The sequence below is a fragment of the Gynurincola endophyticus genome (genome assembly GCF_003991195.1).
GTDB lineage: Bacteria > Bacteroidota > Bacteroidia > Chitinophagales > Chitinophagaceae > Gynurincola > Gynurincola endophyticus.
In genome coordinates this window covers 39,795-59,877 of the sequence record NZ_RCWL01000004.1, presented here as the reverse complement: position 1 = coordinate 59,877, position 20,083 = coordinate 39,795, and the positions used below count along the sequence as shown (strand labels likewise).

At 38.3% G+C, this 20,083-nt stretch carries 20 protein-coding genes; 12 read left to right on the top strand and 8 right to left on the bottom strand.

What is annotated here, in order from left to right; genetic code table 11:
• Nucleotides 1-139 precede the first annotated feature (139 nt).
• Nucleotides 140-1,084, top strand: a complete 945-nt coding sequence (locus D9O48_RS09230; protein ID WP_126972680.1) for a DUF4625 domain-containing protein — start codon at nucleotides 140-142, stop codon at nucleotides 1,082-1,084.
• A 193-nt stretch (nucleotides 1,085-1,277) separates the two neighbouring features.
• Here the strand turns inward: D9O48_RS09230 and D9O48_RS09225 are convergent, their stop codons facing one another.
• Entirely contained in the window at nucleotides 1,278-2,273 is a 996-nt protein-coding gene (locus D9O48_RS09225; RefSeq protein ID WP_126972679.1) for a hypothetical protein, read from the bottom strand.
• Nucleotides 2,274-2,569: 296 nt separating this feature from the next.
• Here D9O48_RS09225 and D9O48_RS09220 point away from each other — a divergent pair, with 296 nt between their 5' ends.
• Genes D9O48_RS09220 through D9O48_RS09210 form a run of 3 tightly spaced genes read left to right on the top strand, consistent with a single transcriptional unit; the run spans nucleotide 2,570 to nucleotide 4,283 of the window.
• On the top strand, nucleotides 2,570-2,935 hold the full coding sequence (locus tag D9O48_RS09220) for an ArsR/SmtB family transcription factor (protein WP_126972678.1): 366 nt from the start codon (nucleotides 2,570-2,572) through the stop codon (nucleotides 2,933-2,935).
• A complete protein-coding gene (locus tag D9O48_RS09215; protein ID WP_126972677.1) occupies nucleotides 2,901-3,842 on the top strand; it encodes an SRPBCC family protein in 942 nt (313 codons plus the stop codon). Before D9O48_RS09220 ends, D9O48_RS09215 begins: the two co-directional genes overlap by 35 nt.
• 21 nt (nucleotides 3,843-3,863) lie before the next feature.
• Nucleotides 3,864-4,283, top strand: a complete 420-nt coding sequence (locus D9O48_RS09210; RefSeq protein ID WP_317127862.1) for an SRPBCC family protein — start codon at nucleotides 3,864-3,866, stop codon at nucleotides 4,281-4,283.
• Between the two features lie 29 nt (nucleotides 4,284-4,312).
• Here D9O48_RS09210 and D9O48_RS09205 read toward each other — a convergent pair whose 3' ends face one another.
• From D9O48_RS09205 to D9O48_RS09190, 4 genes are all read right to left on the bottom strand, one after another.
• Nucleotides 4,313-5,179, bottom strand: a complete 867-nt coding sequence (locus D9O48_RS09205; RefSeq protein WP_126972675.1) for an alpha/beta fold hydrolase — start codon at nucleotides 5,177-5,179, stop codon at nucleotides 4,313-4,315.
• Nucleotides 5,180-5,246: 67 nt separating this feature from the next.
• The gene (locus D9O48_RS09200; RefSeq protein WP_126972674.1) at nucleotides 5,247-5,825 is read right to left on the bottom strand and encodes a Crp/Fnr family transcriptional regulator; all 579 of its coding nucleotides are present in this window, start codon (nucleotides 5,823-5,825) and stop codon (nucleotides 5,247-5,249) included.
• Between the two features lie 197 nt (nucleotides 5,826-6,022).
• Entirely contained in the window at nucleotides 6,023-7,087 is a 1,065-nt protein-coding gene (locus D9O48_RS09195; protein ID WP_126972673.1) for an ATP-grasp domain-containing protein, read from the bottom strand.
• A gap of 90 nt (nucleotides 7,088-7,177) precedes the next feature.
• Nucleotides 7,178-8,440 (bottom strand): serine hydrolase domain-containing protein, encoded by a 1,263-nt coding sequence (locus D9O48_RS09190; RefSeq protein WP_126972672.1) that lies wholly within the window; start codon nucleotides 8,438-8,440, stop codon nucleotides 7,178-7,180.
• A 292-nt stretch (nucleotides 8,441-8,732) separates the two neighbouring features.
• Between D9O48_RS09190 and D9O48_RS09185 the strand changes: the two genes are divergently transcribed.
• Nucleotides 8,733-9,719 (top strand): sialidase family protein, encoded by a 987-nt coding sequence (locus D9O48_RS09185; protein WP_233589223.1) that lies wholly within the window; start codon nucleotides 8,733-8,735, stop codon nucleotides 9,717-9,719.
• A gap of 110 nt (nucleotides 9,720-9,829) precedes the next feature.
• On the opposite strand, the gene D9O48_RS09180 is transcribed toward D9O48_RS09185, so the two are convergent.
• Nucleotides 9,830-11,017: a serine hydrolase domain-containing protein gene (locus D9O48_RS09180; RefSeq protein ID WP_126972670.1), complete on the bottom strand. Its 1,188-nt coding sequence runs from the start codon at nucleotides 11,015-11,017 to the stop codon at nucleotides 9,830-9,832.
• A gap of 263 nt (nucleotides 11,018-11,280) precedes the next feature.
• Between D9O48_RS09180 and D9O48_RS09175 the strand changes: the two genes are divergently transcribed.
• Nucleotides 11,281-11,739 carry a hypothetical protein gene (locus D9O48_RS09175; protein WP_126972669.1) on the top strand — a complete coding sequence of 153 codons (459 nt, stop codon included), beginning with the start codon at nucleotides 11,281-11,283 and terminating at the stop codon, nucleotides 11,737-11,739.
• 93 nt (nucleotides 11,740-11,832) lie between these two features.
• On the opposite strand, the gene D9O48_RS09170 is transcribed toward D9O48_RS09175, so the two are convergent.
• A complete protein-coding gene (locus D9O48_RS09170; RefSeq protein ID WP_126972668.1) occupies nucleotides 11,833-14,304 on the bottom strand; it encodes a glycoside hydrolase family 95 protein in 2,472 nt (823 codons plus the stop codon).
• A 240-nt stretch (nucleotides 14,305-14,544) separates the two neighbouring features.
• Here D9O48_RS09170 and D9O48_RS09165 point away from each other — a divergent pair, with 240 nt between their 5' ends.
• The 6 genes from D9O48_RS09165 (at nucleotide 14,545) to katG (ending at nucleotide 19,186) form a co-directional block, all read left to right on the top strand.
• On the top strand, nucleotides 14,545-14,931 hold the full coding sequence (locus D9O48_RS09165; RefSeq protein ID WP_126972667.1) for a group III truncated hemoglobin: 387 nt from the start codon (nucleotides 14,545-14,547) through the stop codon (nucleotides 14,929-14,931).
• A complete protein-coding gene (locus D9O48_RS09160; RefSeq protein WP_126972666.1) occupies nucleotides 14,928-15,356 on the top strand; it encodes a hypothetical protein in 429 nt (142 codons plus the stop codon). Before D9O48_RS09165 ends, D9O48_RS09160 begins: the two co-directional genes overlap by 4 nt.
• 84 nt (nucleotides 15,357-15,440) lie before the next feature.
• Complete coding sequence (locus D9O48_RS09155) at nucleotides 15,441-15,779, top strand: cupin domain-containing protein (RefSeq protein WP_126972665.1); 339 nt, start codon at nucleotides 15,441-15,443, stop codon at nucleotides 15,777-15,779.
• A gap of 18 nt (nucleotides 15,780-15,797) precedes the next feature.
• The gene (locus D9O48_RS09150; RefSeq protein WP_126972664.1) at nucleotides 15,798-16,136 is read left to right on the top strand and encodes a phosphoribosylpyrophosphate synthetase; all 339 of its coding nucleotides are present in this window, start codon (nucleotides 15,798-15,800) and stop codon (nucleotides 16,134-16,136) included.
• A 1-nt stretch (nucleotide 16,137) separates the two neighbouring features.
• Entirely contained in the window at nucleotides 16,138-16,575 is a 438-nt protein-coding gene (locus D9O48_RS09145; protein ID WP_126972663.1) for an RrF2 family transcriptional regulator, read from the top strand.
• Nucleotides 16,576-16,909: 334 nt separating this feature from the next.
• A complete protein-coding gene (gene katG / locus D9O48_RS09140; RefSeq protein WP_126972662.1) occupies nucleotides 16,910-19,186 on the top strand; it encodes a catalase/peroxidase HPI in 2,277 nt (758 codons plus the stop codon).
• Nucleotides 19,187-19,324: 138 nt separating this feature from the next.
• On the opposite strand, the gene D9O48_RS09135 is transcribed toward katG, so the two are convergent.
• Complete coding sequence (locus D9O48_RS09135) at nucleotides 19,325-19,966, bottom strand: hypothetical protein (RefSeq protein WP_158624857.1); 642 nt, start codon at nucleotides 19,964-19,966, stop codon at nucleotides 19,325-19,327.
• Nucleotides 19,967-20,083: the final 117 nt, after the last annotated feature.

The window sequence follows — 20,083 nt, the reverse complement described above, 5'->3', positions numbered from 1 at the left end:
GGATTATTAAGAGAACATATTAAATTAACATTTGCCAGATAGCTGGCATCATCACGTCAAAAAAGGGCGGTATATCATTAATCAATGTTTCAGAGTTTGCAAATAATACCTGTATTCATTTAACCACAACTGATCCGGAATGAAAAAAATTAAACTTATAACCTTCGTATTATTACTTGTTGCTGTTTTTTCTGCCTGTAAAAAAGATAAAGATGATGATATCAACCCGGTGAAATCTTCATTGACGAATGTTGAAGTGGGACTGAACAATAATGAAATAGGTGTGATCGGAAAAGATTTTCACTTTAATGCCGAGATATTAGCTGGTGAAAAAATCGAAAATGTACAGATAAAGATATTACCCAGAAGTGGCGAAAGTTATGACAAATCGTGGAAGATGGAGATTACCTGGGACGAGTACAGAGGAGTCAAAAATGCAACTGTACACAAGCATTTTAATATTCCGGAAGATGCGGCAGAAGGGAAATATGACTTTGTAATCATTGTCAACGACCAAAACGGAACTACGCTGGAAGAGAAAAGAGAGATAAAAATTTACACGGCCGCAAACCTGCCGGTTAACCCGGAAATAATGTTCTTTAGCGTTGGAGCAGATAAAAGATTAATATACGATCAGATCAACGGCGGCTATCTGGATCCCGAAACCGGCACTTTTGGAAATACTACCGGTTATATTAATAAAGGAGACAGTCTTGTGCCCTCTATGACAGTCAATGGCATTAAGGGTGATGGTGTTATGTATGTAGTACTCATCAACAAAAAACATAATCATCGCCCCGAAACAATAGGAGCAATTGACTTTACAAAAGTCATCATAGCAGATATCTATGAGCACACAAACATGGATAAAATCGGATCGTTCACTAACTATACTTTCAGACGCAATTATTTTCCGAAGCTACTTATCGGAGCTGTTTCGGATAATAGCGTGCCCGCTCCGCGAATGATTGATCACCTGAAAGCATGGGAAACCGGAAATTATTATGTAGGAATGATTTACTACAATAGCACTTATAATATGACTGTTTTTAAATATATAGATTTAAAGATAAATTATAACTAAAGCACCTTAAAGTAACGAGGTTTTATTGAGATCATTAATGAACATAAGCTTCAGCTGCTAACAATATATTGAAAACTGTGGTTCGTTTTGGTTTACGATAAGGGGGCGCTCGGGATGAGCGTCCCTTTCTGTTTACTGAAAATGAACCTTTCTTAGTGCTTAAAGGTATGTGCGCAAGCTTTATTTATAGCAACTAACGATTTGAATTGATGTAAGCAATCAGGTAGTCATTGTATTTATCCAGCGCATCGAGTACAGCGGCTTTGTATTTTACCGGATCTGCGTATACAGTGTAAGTAAACTCTCCGGTTCCTCTTCCGTTGCCAACAAGGCCCCCGCTGAATATGCCCACCAGGTCACCAGCAACATTGCTTTTGAATCTTTTCATTGACTCCGGTATTCCCTTCGCCGCTTCTGTAGCAGTAGCGTAGGAGAGGTCTGACTGAATGAGCGCATCCTGGGTAAGAATGGCATTCGTAAAACCCCAGTTAGTGCCGGTAAATAAACTATAACTTCCGTCGCCACGCATTTGCGGCCCCGACTGCGTAACTGCTTCAATACGTACATGTGGTACCAGTGTTGATTTAGATTTGGTTTCGATCAACCCTTGTATGGTAGTGCTTTTACTGATATTCAAAATAAACTCTGCAAAGTCGATTGTGAGAAAAATACTTCCAACAGGCATTTTTAACTGATTTCCCATACTGGCATGATTACCCATCGCCATCACAGGATATTCAACATAGGGCTCTTTGTTGGAGGTAAATATTTTAGAAATACCCCAATTCTTTTTATAAGTTTCCCGTTCTCTGTCTTTATTCTTGTCTACAAGTTTTTGATAACTATCGTTGTCTCTGAACTTTTGAGAAAGAATAATATTCTGTTGATTGAATTTTTTTTCAAGCCTTACATAATATTCATCAGCTATTTCCTGCATTAACCGGTCATCAATACCTTCCAGAAATGCCCACGAAATAACTTTTCCGGTATTCCTTTTTTCAAGCTGTTCTTTAGAAGCAAGTTTGAATTGAAGATTCACACTTACAAGACAAGCTTCTGTTGCTCCTTTGAAAGGAGAGCGATGATTACCTTTTGGAGCAAAAGATTTCTTTAATTCTTTTTCAGAAACCTGCGTGTAAGCTGAAAAATGAATCAATAACAAACTCAGTACGGTGAAGATAATTTTCATTGTAACTATTATTAATGGATAATTACTGTAAAGATGAATGGAATTTAAAAGCTTCACAATACGCAATATTTCGTATTTATATTATTTACTATAATACACGAAAACCGATCTGAATATATACACGGATGACATAGCAGTTAAACAACAGGTTAAAATTTATATTTAAAGTAAAATCGATAAATGATTGATTTGTTGATAATTATAAGTGAAGTGTAATGTTTTTGATGAATTGGTCAGAAAAATATTTGCGCAAGCAAATGCTTTCTTTTAAATTGCAAGCAAATACTTGCATATTTATGGAGGCACGCAGAGATGTTTTTCAGGCAATTGCTGATCCGACCAGAAGAGCGATCATCGGAATGGTAGCGAAAGAAGCTACCTCTGTGAATGTAATTGCCGAACAATTTGATGTTACCCGTCAGGCAATCAGCCTGCATATTAAAATACTCATCGAATGTGGTTTATTGAATGTTCGGCAACAGGGACGTGAACGTATTTGTGAAGCCAGGCTCGACCAGTTGCAGGAAGTCAACGAATGGGTAAAACAATACCGGAAATTCTGGTCTCAAAAATTAGACGCTTTGGAACATTACCTCAATACTATTCCTGATCATAAAACAAACAGCCATGCAAAATCTGGGAAAAATATCAAAAGAAAATGAAGGTTATAAAGTTATATTCGATAGAATACTACTACATCCGGTTGATCGTGTATGGAAAGCCATTACCGATCCAGATCAATTGAAATACTGGTTTACTGATATTACATTTGATTTTCGACCCGGAGGTCAAATCGTTTTTCAATTTCGCGATGAAGAAAAAACAAAATCGTATGGAGAAATTGTATCGATTGATGTACCCAACCGTTTTGTATGGACCTGGGAAGGTGAGCTCGCTGTTTGGGAATTAACCGCCCTTGACGAGTACACTACCAGATTATTGTTTACTTATAGTAAAATAAATGGAGATTATGCAGTGAATGTTGCTTCCGGATTTCATGACATCTTACAGTTACTCGAAAATCGCTTGGCAGGAAGTGAAGCAATGTCTCCTTTTGGAGCTACAGCCAATGCGCCGGAGTTTCTGCCAATCCGTACGCGCTATGCCGCTGCTGTTTACACCGATTATCCGGAAATTGTACAACAACCCCCTGTTGTTATTGAAAAAGTACTGAAAGCTCCTGTAGAAAAAATATGGGCGGCTCTGACGAATAAAGAACAAATGCTACAATGGTATTTTTCGATAGACGATTTTAAACCTGAGCCGGGTTTTGAATTTAGATTTGCCGGAGAAGGTTCTAAAGGTGATCATTATATGCATCGCTGTGTAGTAACAGAAGTAAATCCACTTAGTAAGTTGCAATATAGCTGGCAGTATGAGGGATATACCGGCTATTCACTGGTTACGTTTGAATTATTTCCACAAAAAAACGGTACAAGAATCAGCGTCAGCCATCAGGGACTAGAAAGTTTTCCGCAAGAATTGGCCGACTTTACCAGAAATAGTTTTACACAGGGCTGGACCGATATTATAGGTAAAATGTTACCGGATTATTTGCAGAAAGATTAAACCGGTACAAAGAAAAAATTAATTATAAAGAGACGATTTTCTATCCCTCCCAATCTGTTATTTGCTGCTTTTTCAAAACCGGAACATATGCGTTCATGGTGGAGAGATGATACTGTTTTTGAAATAAGCTTACAGGTAAACGGCAAGTGGAAAATTATCAGAAAATACGGTGAAAAAACTTATATTGCCTCAGGGAAGTATCTCGAAGTTAAACCTCCGCAAAGATTACAATATACCTATACTATGCCGCAATTTTCTGAGAATGAAGATATGATTACTATTAAGATTGAAGAGAAGGAGGGCGGTAGTTATTTTATCTTCGAAAAATCAGGGCCTGATATAGAAACAGAACTGGCGGCATTATCAGAAAATGAAATTTCTGAAAGCGAAAAAGGATGGCAACAAGGTTTTGATTTGATTGGAAAAACATATACTAAATAGAAAAGAGGTGAACAATCAGTTCACCTCTTTTAGTTTAATTTTTCATTTATAAATTTATTTATTAGCTGAATGGTTTTTTCCGGTGCATCTTCCTGAATATAAGTTCTCGCTTCGGGTATTTCCTGCCATTCTGCATGAGGAAATACATTTAACAATTGCTGCATTAGTTTTTTCGGAAACAGGCTTGTATCCAACCCTCCCCATATAATTAATACCGGTGATTGAAATGTTTGCAGTTTTTTTGCTGCAGTTATTGTATAGTATGGCCGCCAGTGTATGACCGCTTTCTTAAAGTCATCGCGTATTGCCGGATCGTGAACAAATGAGTGCACATATCCCTGCGACAATTCTTCACTAGTTACCTGTACTGATAGTTTTCCTAAAACAAATGAACTTTTCAGCCATTTTTTCTTCGAAAACAATCTGCTCATGACAAATAAAAAATAAGGAATATGTACGGCATATCTTAAATATACAAAAGATGCCGGTGGAAATACTTTTTTTACTTCGCAGTTAGAAAGTATCATACCCCGGATGCGTTGCGGATATAACGAAGCAAATACCTGCGCATAAGCACCCCCGGTATCATTGGCAACGATTGTAAACCGATCGAGTTTCAGATATTCAACGAAATCGTTGAGTAGACGTGAAATACCGGCAGGACTAAGGTCTGTTTGTTTGCTCAGGGCAATCTGATGTCCGCCCAAAGGAAGGTGAATAGCAATACAACGAAAATGTTGACTGAGCTCCGGTAATATTTTACGCCAGGTATAGCCATTGCCAAGCGCACCGTGCAAAAAAAGTAAGACAGGCCCATTTCCTTTTTCCCAATAACTGATACCATTATCGAGAGGAGCGATTTTTAGCTGTTCTGAGTAAGTTGCAAATGAAATCATATATCAATTTTCTTTTCTCAAAGAAAAGAGCCGGAGACGATATGATTGGCAGACAAATGTCCTTTTTTTAAGCAGTACAGATTTCTTTTCTGAGCCTGGTCAGGTGCCGGTTGCTGATGCCCAGATAAGAAGCAATATAATACAGCGGTACTTTTTGTAAAAGTTGGGGGCGTTCACGAAGTAGCCGGAGGTACTTTTCTTTGGCCAGATCGGTTTTACTTTGTGAGGCATGTTCTTCCATTTTCAGATATTCCTTTTCAGTCAGTAACCTGGAAATTTTATTCCAGAAAATAAATTTATCTAAGAGGTATTGTAAGTCTTTTTGGTAGATAACAAGAAGTGTCGTGTCTTCTAAAGCCTGTATAGAAAGTTCAGAAGGTGTATGAGTAATAAAGCTTTTAAAAGAGGTTTCAATATCATTATCGGTACAAAAGCAATAGGTGATTTCATTTCCCTTTTCATCTACAAAGAACGACCGTAACAGTCCCTGATGTATATAAGCCAGCTGTTTGCATATTTCTCCGTGCCGGATAAAATAAGCACCTTTCTGAAGTTTTTCCGCATGAAAATAGGGTTTAGCTGAGTCGAAAGCATGTTGATCAATAGTCGTAAACCGGGCTATTAATTCTTTAAAAGAATCCCACATACTCAATTTGATTTTGGTAATGAAAATACAAAAGATCCTAATAGCAGAACGCCGAAAAATAAGGAATCATACACCTGAACCAATAAACGTGCTTTATTTGTTAATTTATTGAAGGTAAACTGTTAAAGTACTGCTGTATTTTTGTTTATTCGTCTTTTTTGGGTATCTTATTAAGATATGTCTTTCCTTCTATAAAACTAATGATGTATGGCAAGTGACCAATGTTGCTTCAGCATATTCATCACTAAATCACTAAAACTCCAACCGATTTTTTGTGCAGCTAATGCAGTTAAACTGTCCTGATCAGGCCGATGCGGGCGGGCGGCACCAGTCATATTCGGTTTCATATTCAGGTCAAACAAAAAATACTTACCAGCAGCATTTGCCCGGCAATCAATTCTTACCGGAGCTTTTGCATTAACCAGTTTCGTAGCAAATTCACATTCTTTACGAAGCTGTATCATTGACTCTTCGTTCAACTCATTGTCTGATAATACCGCACTGTTATTTACAATTGCAACAACACCGTTATAAGGTGCGATGCCGTTCTGATGATTGAATCTTTTTACAGGAGGTAATGACCAATAATCTGGTTTTAAAACATTTTCACCATGAATGATATAATCGCCCGGTGGCATAATTGTAATAGTAACTTCTTCGCCGGTTAGATATTCTTCTACATATAACGCATTACCATAAATGTTACTATCTAACATCTCTATTAACAAAACATCTAATGATTGCTGATTGTTTACCAATGAAACACCCTGACTACCTCTTCCTCTGACGGGTTTTACCACTACCGGAAAGGAAAAATTTAAAGTGTAATTGTTCAGGTTTTCATGAGTAATCATTACTGATGCCGGAACAGGTAACTTGTGATTTTTTAATAACTCATTCGTTAACCATTTATCATCATAAACGTCGACATTTTCAGGAATCTGACCTACTACCGAAATACCTTTTTCTAAAAAGTATTCAATGGGATGGCCTTTGTATAACACTGTATTTAACCAGATAACAGTAGCTCCTTTATCAATAGCAGATTGTATGCCTTCTTTTGTATCAGGAAAAACCCAATCAAAGTCATTCATGATTTGAGGAGTTTTGGCCGGTGTTATTACCGTTATTTGCTGTTGCATCAGTGTATAAGCAATATCTGCACCGCTATCTGAATAACCGCCTGATTTCATCGGCTTAATAATTCCGTCTTTTGAAGGAGATATATTGGCTTGATAAATGATAGCTACCTTTTGCTGCATATATATTCGTTGATGCTATGTTGAGTGGTCAGTGTTATCAAATATACAAAACACCGGCATTAATTTTTTGTTCGGAAAAACACTGGTTTATTATTTTAAAGCCTCTTTTAATTTAATAGTATACTCGTCCAATAATGCATAAATGGCTTTTTGATGTTTACCGGTTTCATCACCGTTCCAATCGGTATTGATGATGAAATATCTACCGGTTTTATTTTTTACATCAAACCATATTACCGCAAAAAGACCAGGATCACCTCCTGTATGGCCAAAGTTTCCGGTAGAGCCGAATCCCATGGTAATACCCACATTATTTTCGTCGCTGTATTCACTCATACTCCGATTGATAAAGTTTTCGTCTTTTAATTGTGGTTTGTAATACTCGCGGTAACTGTCAACGGATAATAATGTTCCCTCCCCAAGATACCCTTTCATCAACTCACTGATCAGCTTACTCATGTCATCAGTGGTGGTAAGCAGGCCGCCATCAGGATAGGTGTTTAAAGTATAATACGGATAAGGAGTTGTTTTGTTATCGAAAGTCTGAGTGTATTTAGAGAAGTCAATTGTGTTCAGGCTCCAGCCGGAAGTATTCATTTCTAATGGCTTCAGAATATATTGGGTGGTAAACTCATCGTATCTCATTCCGGTAGCTTTTTCCAGTACCAGGGCGGCCAGTGTGGTTCCTACATTTGAATAATTAAAAATTGCCCCGGGCGCATGTTCAGTAAAATTATCTTTCCGGTACCATTTACCCTCTGTGGTTAACACATTTTTACAGAACTCTTCAATAGATATTCTTGCATCGGGAGGATTGAACTTTGTAGGAGAAATATCAATTTGAAGATTACGTTTCAGATCTTGGGTATCTTTCAACAGAACAGTATGGTCTAAATAAGCTTCGGTATCGTTGATAGATGAAGTATGTGTTGCTAATTGACGGATGGTAACAGGCGCCTCCGGATAATTAGGATTAGCAATTTTAAAAGACAGGTATTGATCGATGGTGTCATCAAGTTTCAATTTACCCATTTCCTGCGCTTTCATTAATGCAATGCCTAAAACCGGTTTTGACACCGATGCTATATTTTGAATAGTATGCTGGTCATAAGGTTGTTTCGTATTGATATTGGCAATGCCGAAACCATTTTGATAGAGTATTTCTTTTTCATTGACCAATGCTACACCAAAACCATTGAAATTAGCTTCTTTACTGATGGCTGATAATTTTTCGGTCAGTTCCTGCTGAATCGCCAGAAATTCTTCTGAGTGCTCCGGTTTTTCTGTTTTACAACCAACCAATAGTACAATTGTAAAAAAAGCGTTTGAAGATAAACGAATAATTTTTTTCATTTTTGTGCTATACTAATTTAACCATTAAGAAAATAAATTGATTTAAGCCTGAAGATCAATTAAAATTTTAAAATTAAAAATTAATAATGGCTATGAAGTTGTAAAACTGAATAGCATTAGCAGTATTCAATTATAAAGGGCTATTCAACACCTTCCACTTTCCATTATTACCGTCGGCTTAATTCTTTTTAATAGAATAAATCCTTAATTTCATCATACTTTCTAAAACTACACATTCTGTTTTATGTTTTGTACTGTTCGAAAAACTATTTTTCTTTTTATCTTGATATTGGTGAGTGCTTCGGTCTTTGCTCAAAGCATTATCCAATCAGATTTTTTATTTGAAGAAGGAAAGTATTTTTCCCAATGTCATGCATCTACTATTGTTGAATCACATGACGGTCTTTTACTCACCAGCTGGTTTGGAGGAAGCCATGAAGGCAATAAAGATGTTGTTATCTGGGGAATTACAGGCCATGAAGTACCAAAAATATGGGCAGACGGTAAAGTAAATGATACGTTACAATATCCCTGCTGGAATCCGGTTTTATTCAGGGCAGAGAAAGAAACAAAAATTTACCTCTATTATAAAGTCGGCCCCAATCCGCGCGAATGGTGGGGAATGGTTAAGACGTCTGACGATAACGGCCGTACATGGTCGAAACCGGTAACGTTGCCAAAAGGAATATTAGGCCCCATTAAAAACAAGCCTGTTGAACTGAATGACGGTACTATTATAGCTCCATCCAGTGTGGAGGTAACTGAAAACAGATGGGTGGCGCATGTTGAAGTGAGTACCGACCGGCAAAAAACCTGGAAGGCTTATCCGATTGATCATTATTCACGTTTCAATGTTATTCAGCCGGGTATTCTGGTACATCAGACCGGAAAAATACAGGTGCTATGCAGAAGTAAAGAAGGAGTCGTAGTTACATCATGGTCTGAAGATAAAGGCAAAACCTGGTCAGCGTTAGAAAAAACGAATCTGATTAACCCTAATGCTGCTACCGATGTTATTACGATTGGAAATAAATTCTATATCGTGTATAATCCTGATTTGCCGGGAAGGGACTGGTGGGAGGGAAGAGCTAAATTAAGATTAGCAGAATCAACTGATGGCCTCCAATGGAAAGATGTACTGATTCTGGAAGATCAGGAAAAGGGCGAATTCAGCTATCCGGCTATTCTGCAGGATAAAAAAGGAAGAGTTCATATCACTTATACCTACAACCGTAAAAATATAAAACATGTTATTGTTGACCTATCAGATGCTTATTAAAACAGATTAACTTTCTGTTGTACCTGTATTGCCTGAGGATAAAAATAACGATATGAAATTTTATATATTGAAAGAGCCTGTTAGTTATAGAACAAGCTTTTTTATTTAAATTACTTATTGAACACCATATCATATGGAATATACTGATTCCACTTCCATGGCGTATAAATGTCGGCAATTCCTGTTTCAAGCAGGTATTTCAGTATACCTATTGTATTAAAGCTATTCGACATGATAATCATAGCAATACCTTTATCAGGAAATACGATACTGTAATTTTGGAAACCACTGCCATGACCTTCTTTAAATGCAGCCCATCCGTAAGGTGATTTCACCAATCCCCAGCCTAAACCGTAGGAAAGCTGAGTTGAATCATTCCAGGTACCCTCTTCCAATGATCCCGGACCGAACTGTGTTTTTGAATAAATACGTATTTGCTGCCCGAATAACTCTTTATAAGAAGCTGCTTTTAATATTTTTTTATTCAATATTCCATTGATAAACTTTGAATAATCCTTCAGTGTGGTTTCTAATGTTCCTGCTCCACGCGGGGCATTGTCTTTATCTTTTTCAAAAACTTCTCCCTTTTCGTTATAACCAACTGCATAATCTTTATCAAAGGCAGACTGCCATTGATAACTGCTCATTGTCATTCCCAATGGTTTAAATAACTTTTCCTGTGCCAGCTCTTCCAGGTTTTTACCAGTTATTTTTTCCAAAACTACCTGTAAATAGGTTAGCCCTTCTCCTGAATAACTATAACGGCTGCCGGGTTCGAAATGTATTCTAAGTTTTTCATCTGGCTCAAACCAACGCCAGTTCGGTAAACCGGTGGTATGATTTAAGCACATACGTGCAGTTATTTTTGCATAAAGTGGTTCATTTTTCAGATCACGATAGTCTTCATGCCATATTTTGTGCGGATAAGCATAAATAGGTTGTGGCAGATAGTTCTGCAAAGGTGTGTCGAGCTCAATCACATCTTCTTCTACGAGCTTCATTACCAATACGGCAAAAACCGCTTTGCTGAAAGAAGCTCCATACAAATTGGTAGTAACTTGTAATGGTTTACCGGTTTGAGTATTACTGACACCAAACATTTTTTGATAAACCGGTTGCCGGTTATTAAAAATCGTTATGCCTAATCCCTGAACATTCGCTTTGTCAACAAGATACTGAATGGCTTTTGTAAGTGAATCGGCAGTGATTGCACTATTATCGAGCCGCTTAATAGATTTGTTCTGTGCATAACTGCCTCCTCCCATCAATACTAAAAGAAAGAACACCGCTATTCTCATATAGAGTGGTTATTAATTGAATAGATGTATATCCAAAATATATTTCGCAAGAGGTGCGAATATTTGTTAAACAGTTTTAGTAAATCAAATATAATGTAAAAATGGAATTTCCGCAACTTGGGTATAATCCACTTAAATTGAGTTGTATTGATCCGTAATGTATTACTATCCGGCTAAATAAAGTAAGACTGGGCACAAGATTTGAATATATATGGATGGATATCAGATATTTTATATAATAAACGATAATAAACAAGTTGACAATGAAAAAAGTAATTGCAGTATTGGCAACGATTGCCACTTTATATGCCTGCGGCAACGCTGAAAATGGCAAGTCGGATGCTACTAAAGCTACAGAAGAAACACCGGGTACTTCAACCATGAAACAGGAGGCCACTTATAAGTATGATGCGAACGGTGATAAGGTAATGTTACACCTGATTTTAGATGGAACAAAAGCCAGCGGACATTTAACTTATGAGATCAGCGGCAAAGATAAAAATGACGGAACCTTTGAAGGAGTGATACGTGACAGCCTGTTAATTGCTGATTATACTTTCAGGTCTGAAGGTACATTATCTTACAGACAAGTAGCTTTCAAAATTTCAGGTAATACAGCTATTGAGGGATATGGTGAAATAGAGCAAAAGGATGGAAAAATTATTTTCGTTGATGCTTCTAAATTGTCATTCGACCATAACATGGTGCTGCAACAACAATAATTGTAACATTCATTTAATGTAATACTATAATAAACAAAAGCAATCTGTAAAACACAGATTGCTTTTGTTTTTATGGCCGGCTTTTCAATAAAATTATTCAGCGGTAAAAACATATACACTACCGGTTTTGGTAGAGAAGTCAAAAACCTTAGAAGGTTTTAGGTGTAAGGTTTCTATAATTGCTTTGTTTGATTTTATCGGAGCTTTGATTTCAGGAACATAATAAAAGCTATTGGTGTTTGCTCCGGTTGCAGGTTTTAAAACAACTTTATCAGACTTTATGTCATTATGTATTCTGATGCGACAATTACCTCCCAGTTTTGAATAAATTTTGAGGTGGGTTATTTTTCCTTCTTTCCAATCTATATCAATTACAAAACCTCCGCGGGCGATTAGCCCTTTCACACTACCGGCTGGCCATTGTGCAGGTAGGGCCGGCAGGAGGTGGATCGTTCCGTCATGCGATTGAACGAGCATTTCTGCAATACCGGCGGTACAACCGAAATTACCATCAATCTGAAAAGGAGGGTGTGCGTCCAGCAGATTTGGATAAGTGCCTCCGTTTTGGCCTTTTTGTTCTTCCGGTGCAGGTGTTAGCTGATCTTCGATCAGTTTGTAAGCACGATTACCATCAAGCAACCTTGCCCAGAAATTTACTTTCCAACCCATTGACCAGCCGGTTGATTTATCTCCTCTGTAGACTAAACTATTTTTAGCAGCCTGAAATAGTTCCGGATGTTTATAAGGAGAAACCTGTGCAGCAGGATACAGGCCATACAAGTGTGAAATATGCCGGTGCTTACTGTTTTTGTTGTCCCAATCGTATAACCATTCCTGTAATTGAGCATGCTGTCCGATCTGCATCGGCGGCAGGCGTTTTATTTTTTCCCGTAAAGTATCTGCAAACAATTTATCAGTACCTAATATTTCTGAAGATAAAATAACATTATTAAATACATCGAATACCAGTTGATTGTCCATGGTAGCGCCGGCAGTAATCCCAATACCGGATTGGTAAGCATTTTCGGGCGACATGGAAGGTGTTACTACCAACCATTTATGATCCGGCTCTTCCTGTAAAACATCTGCATAAAACAATGCAGCTCCTTTAAGTACGGGATAATATTCTTTTAAGAATTTTTTATCACCGGTATAAAGATAATGTTGCCAGATGTGTTGGGTTAACCAGGCACCGCCCATTGGCCACATGCCATAGAAGCCTCCGTCAACAATTCCACTGATTCTCCACAAATCGGTATTATGATGCATATTCCAGCCGCGTGCTTTATACAATTGTTTGGCTGATTCTTTTCCGGTAACGGACAGGTCTTTCAACATTGCAAACAACGGTTCATGCATTTCTGGTAATGCCGTTATTTCAGCGGGCCAGTAGTTCATTTCGGTATTGATATTCACTGTGTACTTGCTATCCCACGGCGGAGATAATAGTTCATTCCATTTTCCCTGAAGGTTAGCAGGTTGTGTGCCGGGCATAGAGCTGGAGATCAGAAGGTATCTGCCGAATTGAAAATATAAGGATACCAGTGCGGGATCATTTCCCTGCGCAAAAGAAGCGATTCTCGAAGGGGTCGTTTTTTGAAGAGAGCCGTTACTGCCTAAGTCAAGACTTACACGGTTGAAATATTTTTTATAAGTGTGTATATGTGCTGCTTTAATGACAGCATACTTTTTATTACTAATTGCTTTTAAGTGTTTCTCTGCCTCCAGTGTTTCGTTTCCGCTGATATCCCGATAATTTTTGAAATTAGTACCAATCGAAATATACAAGGTAACCGTGTTGGCATTCTGAATACGGATAGAAGTATCAGTATTCGTCACGTAACCCCCCTCAACAACCGGCATTGCACGTACCTGATACCTGATTTTGCCGGTTTTGTTATCAACAGAAGAAGTAGTTCCGGAAAGAATTAACCGGTTATTTTCCGTTTGTACGGAATAGGTTTTAAAGGGAGTAGTAAAACTCATGCTAAAAGAAATACTCCCCGGTTTACTGGCGGTATATCGCACAGCGATTATCCGGTCGTTTAGAGGTGCGAGGTACTCTCTTTTATATTCAATTTCTCCGGCTGAATAGCTCACATTGGCAACCGCATTGGCAATATCAAGATTCCGTTGATAGCCGGATATTTCTGGTAATGCGTCAAAGCGTACCAATAAACTTCCTGCTGTTTGGTATTGCATACCATAGTTTAAATTTGCAGGTGCCTGCCGGGGAAAAGTGGCATTCGATAAATCCTGTGCTTCTTTATACTTTCCTGCAAATAAAAGTTGTCTTATCTGAGTAATAGCAGGGTGGGCATTCTCTGGAATATTATTTCCGGGTTCACCGGCCCAGATAGTTTCTTCGTTTAATTGAAGACGGTCTTCTGTAATACCTCCAAAAACCATGGCAGCCAGCGCTCCGTTTCCGATCGGAAGTGCTTCATTCCAGTTCGAAGCGGGTTGATCGTACCAAAGCAATAATTTCGGGTCGATATTTTGCGCAGAAGCACTGATTCCAGCGCTCATGAACAATAAAATGATGAGTGTTTTTACAATTTTCATACAACAATAAGCTATTTAATCTAAGGCATGGCCGTTTGCGCGGCGTTTTGTTAACAAATATATGCAATCGGTTGCAGTAAATGAAAGCTTTCAATTATAGTTTATGATTTTAGTCACCCATGTTCTTACACAAATGAAAAGATGATGAAAATCATACGTAGAATAGAGGATAGTTTTGTCTTTTATTATCCGATGCTGTTATTTTTGTATTTCTGACAGGTAGCATAAACCATTACAATTATGAAACACGATATAACAACATTAGCCGATATACAGGTGCTGGTGGATACGTTTTACGGACAGGTACAGAAAGATCCGCTCATTGGCGGAATATTTATCAGTGTCATCAAGGATTGGCCGGCACATCTCTCAAAAATGTACCGTTTCTGGCAAACAGTACTATTGGAAGAGCATACTTATCATGGAAGTCCGTTTCCGCCACACGCTGAAATGCCTTTGATGGCAGTACATTTTGACCGTTGGTTAGAAATATGGAGAACGACGGTCAATTCATTGTTCGAAGGCGGAAAGGCAAAAGAAGCTATCTGGAGAGGAGAGAAAATGGCAGCAATGTTTTTATCAAAAATTGAATATTACAGAACGACTCATAAAAAGCCCCTGATATGAATAAAAACTTTGCAATCGGTTCAATTTTTATCTGGATAGGTTTTGTGGCGGCCATCAGTTTCATGGAAGCCTGGCTAAAGTTCAGGGCGCCGGGTATTACACTGCCATTAGGTCTGGGAATCGGCCGTTTGGTATTCGCCGCATTGAACAAAGTTGAAATCACCTTACTGTTGGTAACCGGTGTGGTTTTGTATCCCTTCAACACTTTACGTCTTAAAACAAAGATTTCCTTACTGATACCTGCCGTGATTGTGCTGTTACAAACCTTGTGGATGTTACCGGTACTCGATCACCGTGCAGAATTGCATATTACCGGTGCGGATGTTCCGCATAGTAACATACACCTGATGTACGCTGTTTCGGAAGTGGTTAAAGTTGCTTCACTCATGACAGCTGGTATTTCTTTGTTTCGTGAAAAAGTATAATTCTTCAGAAAATTGAATCATCACGTAATGTAAAATTAACCGGATTAATTAGTTCTTATCGTAATAAAAAATTAAATTTATACTATGCAACTGTTCTCTATTTTGGATGATGTTGAATATGGTGAACATCAACCTGTCGTGAAAACATTTTTCAGTACTACAGAAGTGAAAGAAATCAGAATTGTTTTCAGAAAAGAACAGGTAATGAAAAAACATATTGCCCCGCACCCCATAGTAGTGCAGGTAGCAAAAGGTTGTATTGATTTTGGCGTAAATGATAGCCGGTATCTTTTAAAAGAAGGAATGTTGATTACTTTGGAAGCGGCTGTACCACATGATTTACTTGCAGTGGAAGATAGTATCGTTCGCTTATCATTACACAAAGGAGATGCCGTTAAAAGAGTAGAACAGGTTATTCAATAATGTATAAATAAAACTGATATGGAAAACAATAAGAAACGTTATACTTATGACACTCTGAGCGAAGCCGTAAATGACCTTCAGAAAAGAGGATATACTTATGATTTCCTGATTCCTGAAGAAAAAGAGTGTATTTATTGCCAGCAAAATTCTCTGGAACTGTCGGCAGATGAATTTTTTATTGACGAAATTTATCGTTTTGAAGGAATGACAGATCCGGGTGACGAAAGTATCGTATTTGCGATTTCTTCAGAAAAACATAATATCAAAGGATTGGTCATTAACAGCTTTGGCGCTGATTTTGGCTATCGCTCTTCAAAACTGGTAGAAGATCTCTACCGTAAATCAAGACGACTATAACATGGGCATTTTTTCGAAAACCTGTGAATATGCCATGCGCGCTGTTTTTTATATTGCCAGTCAATCGAAAGAAGGACAGCGTAAAGGGTTAAAAGAAATTGCTGAAAACATCAACTCACCCGAACATTTTCTGGCTAAGATTCTGCAGAAATTGAGTAAAGAAGGAATTGTTCAGTCGGTGAAAGGACCGAATGGTGGATTTTACATCGCACATAAATCACTTCAATTACCCCTGGTATCAGTAATAACGGTACTGGAAGGAGAGACGGCCTTTACAGGCTGCGGATTAGGATTAAGCAACTGTTCTGAAAAAAATCCTTGTCCTTTACACCTCGAATTCAAAAAAGTAAGACGCCAGCTGAACCGTATGTTTCGTGAAACTACCATTGGTGATTTTAATGAAGAATTGCTCAAAGGCAACTTTACGCTGAACAGATAAAAGAATATAAGAAAATATAACAGAAATCTTCAAATAATCACAAGAGTCTCGATCATATGGAGGCTCTTTTTTATGGGTAACAGTGGGGCAATTTTTGCATTAAAATGCTGTTTCTCATATAAAAAGAAGGTATAACAAAATGAAAATGTTAACTGTAGTTCTACAATCAGTTCTTTATTGACAAAAATTATTTTCGAAGCAAAGTCTTATAGATTTTATCTATCAAATTATAGAATTTATTGATTATGATTATCGATTTAATGTCATAATTTTGTCATTGTGCACGAATACCAGGTGCCCGGATTGTTCATCAATACCATAAACGTAATAAAAAATGGAAAAAGATTCAAAAGACATTAGTATGTGCCCGTTTCATAATGGGAAAATGAAGACAAATGTTGCAGGTGGCGGTACCACAAACCGTGATTGGTGGCCTAATCAGTTAAAGGTAAATATGCTTCGTCAGCATTCCTCTTTATCAAACCCGATGGGGGAAGATTTTAATTATGCGGAAGCTTTTAAAAGCCTTGACTTAGAAGCGGTGAAAAAAGATCTTCACGCATTGATGACCGATTCACAGGATTGGTGGCCGGCAGACTTTGGTCATTATGGCCCGTTATTCGTTCGTATGGCGTGGCATAGTGCTGGTACTTATCGTGTAGGAGATGGTCGTGGTGGTGCAGGTGCAGGACAACAGCGTTTTGCGCCGTTGAACAGCTGGCCTGATAACGTGAGTCTGGATAAAGCACGCAGATTACTTTGGCCGATCAAACAAAAATATGGTAACAAAATTTCATGGGCAGATTTATTAATACTTACCGGTAACGTAGCATTGGAATCAATGGGCTTAAAAACCTTTGGTTTCGCAGGTGGACGTGCAGATGTATGGGAGCCGGATTTAGATGTATATTGGGGTTCTGAAAAAACATGGTTAGGTGGAGACGTTCGTTATGCTGACGGCTCTGAGGGTGTTGCAAAAGCACACGGAGTAGTTTCTTCAGATGATAACGCTGACGGTAAAATTCACAGCCGCAATCTGGAAAAACCTTTGGCAGCAGTACAAATGGGGTTGATTTACGTAAATCCGGAAGGACCAGACGGAAATCCTGATCCGATTGCAGCAGCTAAAGATATCCGTGATACATTCGGTCGCATGGCAATGGATGACGAAGAAACTGTTGCATTAATTGCCGGTGGACACACTTTCGGTAAAACACACGGTGCAGCTCCTGCTACACACGTTGGTAAAGAACCTGAAGCAGCTGATCTTGAAATGCAGGGTTTAGGTTGGAGTAACTCTTACAAAACCGGTAAAGGTGGTGATACTATTACCAGTGGTTTAGAAGTAACCTGGACAACCACACCTACCAAATGGGGCAATAATTTCTTTGAAAACCTGTTTGGTTTTGAATGGGAACTTTCTAAAAGTCCCGCAGGTGCTCACCAATGGGTTGCTAAAAATGCAGAAGCAATCATTCCTGATGCGCACGACAGCTCTAAAAAGCATTTACCAACCATGTTAACAACTGATCTTTCTTTAAGACTTGATCCTGAGTATGAAAAAATCTCAAGACGTTTCTTTGAAAATCCTGATCAGTTTGCTGAAGCATTCTCACGTGCGTGGTTTAAATTAACACACCGCGATATGGGACCACGTTCCCGTTATTTAGGTGCGGATGTTCCTCAGGAAGAATTAGTATGGCAGGATCCTATTCCGGCCGTTGACCATAAATTAATTGACGATAAAGATATCGTTGATTTAAAAGCAAAAGTATTAGCATCCGGATTAAGCGTAGCTGAATTGGTTTCTGCAGCCTGGGCTTCTGCTTCTACTTTCCGCGGATCAGATAAACGCGGTGGTGCTAACGGTGCACGCATTCGTTTGGCGCCTCAGAGAGATTGGAAAGTAAATAACCCTGTTCAATTACAAAAAGTATTGAACGTGTTAGAAAGCATCCAAAAAGAATTTAACGCCGCTCAGAAAGACGGTAAAAAAGTTTCTTTAGCTGATTTAATCGTTATTGCAGGATCTGCTGCTGTAGAAAGAGCTGCAAACGAAGCAGGACATAACATTACTGTTCCTGTAACTGTTGGCCGTATGGATGCTTCTCAGGAACAAACTGATGTTGAATCTATTGGTCACCTTGAACCAATTGCAGACGGTTTCCGTAACTATACGAAAACTAAATTCACTGTATCAACTGAAGAGTTATTAATTGATAAAGCCCAGTTATTAACCCTGACTGCTCCTGAATTAACCGTGTTGGTAGGTGGTATGCGTGTTTTAAATACAAACTTCGATGGTTCAAGCCATGGCGTATTCACTTTACGCCCGGGTAAATTAACCAACGACTTCTTTGTAAATCTTTTAGACATGAGCACTCAATGGACTGCAGCTTCTGAAGATAAAGAATTGTATGAAGGGCGTGAGCGTGCTACAGGAAAAATCAGATGGACCGGTACCCGTGCCGATCTTGTTTTCGGTTCTAATGCCGAATTAAGAGCTGTAGCTGAGGTATACGCCAGCAGTGATGCACAAAACAAATTCGTCAATGACTTTGTAGCTGCATGGGCTAAAGTAATGAATTTAGACAGATTTGATTTAGCTTAATCATTATTCCTCGTAAAGAGGCTATCAATAGATTAATTTAAATAGACAGGTATTTAAAAATGGGTAAAAAGGCACCGTAAGGTGCCTTTTTTATTGTTATCATAAAAATTTAGAAAAAAATAATTTTCGTAATAGTACTTAGTTCAGATTTAGTCCGAAAGAAAGTCCTAACCAGGGTCTGTTCTGGTAAATCCATACGTTCCTGTTCTTATCTAACAGATGATCTAAACCGATGGCCAATCCAACCGTTACATTATTAACAGCAACAATACCTGCAACGCCTGATGACCATACAATACCATCATATTCCGGTACAATCATATTGGCAGTAGTTGTATGCGTGATGGCCGTATTACCAAATCCGCTGAAAGCACCAAACGACATCGCAAAATGGTTCACATTCCGTTCTGATGAATTCAACCCTAAAGGTGTTTTAGCTGAACTTAAATAATAACGGTCAATCCGGTAACCGGCAAATAAAGCACCGTTTAAATTTGCATTTAATTGCGAAGGTACTGTTGCACGCGATGGTCTGAACTTTAAAGGAATGGTAAGAAAGTCAAGATCAAATGATGCCTGTCTGAAAGTGGTCATTGAACCTGCAATGATTTCATTTCCGTAAGTATTGATAGGGTGGGTGGTGTCAATCCGCCATTGCCCGTCTGTTACCCGTACATCATATACTTTGATTTCGGTTTCATCATTGTCTATATATACTTTTTGTGTTACACCATCAGATTTTTGAATATAGAACCCATCTTCCAATTCGTTTTTACGCATCTTTTGAAAGACGTTACAAGAGCTTATTGCGATGGAGAGTAGCAGGTATGTATAAATTGTATTCTTTTGTGTCATAGAATTCGGTTGAAACTTTTATACCGTGTTTTCTAAGAAATA

What these genes read in the sequence shown, in the direction of transcription:
- D9O48_RS09195 (WP_126972673.1), bottom strand. Translation starts at nt 7,087, where the DNA reads ATGCAGCAAAAGGTAGCTATCATTTATCAAGCCAATATATCTCCTTCA.
- D9O48_RS09145 (WP_126972663.1), top strand. Translation starts at nt 16,138, where the DNA reads ATGGGCATTTTTTCGAAAACCTGTGAATATGCCATGCGCGCTGTTTTT.
- D9O48_RS09215 (WP_126972677.1), top strand. Translation starts at nt 2,901, where the DNA reads ATGCAAAATCTGGGAAAAATATCAAAAGAAAATGAAGGTTATAAAGTT.
- katG (WP_126972662.1), top strand. Translation starts at nt 16,910, where the DNA reads ATGGAAAAAGATTCAAAAGACATTAGTATGTGCCCGTTTCATAATGGG.
- D9O48_RS09230 (WP_126972680.1), top strand. Translation starts at nt 140, where the DNA reads ATGAAAAAAATTAAACTTATAACCTTCGTATTATTACTTGTTGCTGTT.
- D9O48_RS09150 (WP_126972664.1), top strand. Translation starts at nt 15,798, where the DNA reads ATGGAAAACAATAAGAAACGTTATACTTATGACACTCTGAGCGAAGCC.
- D9O48_RS09225 (WP_126972679.1), bottom strand. Translation starts at nt 2,273, where the DNA reads ATGAAAATTATCTTCACCGTACTGAGTTTGTTATTGATTCATTTTTCA.
- D9O48_RS09205 (WP_126972675.1), bottom strand. Translation starts at nt 5,179, where the DNA reads ATGATTTCATTTGCAACTTACTCAGAACAGCTAAAAATCGCTCCTCTC.
- D9O48_RS09190 (WP_126972672.1), bottom strand. Translation starts at nt 8,440, where the DNA reads ATGAAAAAAATTATTCGTTTATCTTCAAACGCTTTTTTTACAATTGTA.
- D9O48_RS09180 (WP_126972670.1), bottom strand. Translation starts at nt 11,017, where the DNA reads ATGAGAATAGCGGTGTTCTTTCTTTTAGTATTGATGGGAGGAGGCAGT.
- D9O48_RS09165 (WP_126972667.1), top strand. Translation starts at nt 14,545, where the DNA reads ATGAAACACGATATAACAACATTAGCCGATATACAGGTGCTGGTGGAT.
- D9O48_RS09155 (WP_126972665.1), top strand. Translation starts at nt 15,441, where the DNA reads ATGCAACTGTTCTCTATTTTGGATGATGTTGAATATGGTGAACATCAA.
- D9O48_RS09135 (WP_158624857.1), bottom strand. Translation starts at nt 19,966, where the DNA reads ATGCGTAAAAACGAATTGGAAGATGGGTTCTATATTCAAAAATCTGAT.
- D9O48_RS09160 (WP_126972666.1), top strand. Translation starts at nt 14,928, where the DNA reads ATGAATAAAAACTTTGCAATCGGTTCAATTTTTATCTGGATAGGTTTT.
- D9O48_RS09170 (WP_126972668.1), bottom strand. Translation starts at nt 14,304, where the DNA reads ATGAAAATTGTAAAAACACTCATCATTTTATTGTTCATGAGCGCTGGA.
- D9O48_RS09175 (WP_126972669.1), top strand. Translation starts at nt 11,281, where the DNA reads ATGAAAAAAGTAATTGCAGTATTGGCAACGATTGCCACTTTATATGCC.
- D9O48_RS09220 (WP_126972678.1), top strand. Translation starts at nt 2,570, where the DNA reads ATGGAGGCACGCAGAGATGTTTTTCAGGCAATTGCTGATCCGACCAGA.
- D9O48_RS09200 (WP_126972674.1), bottom strand. Translation starts at nt 5,825, where the DNA reads ATGTGGGATTCTTTTAAAGAATTAATAGCCCGGTTTACGACTATTGAT.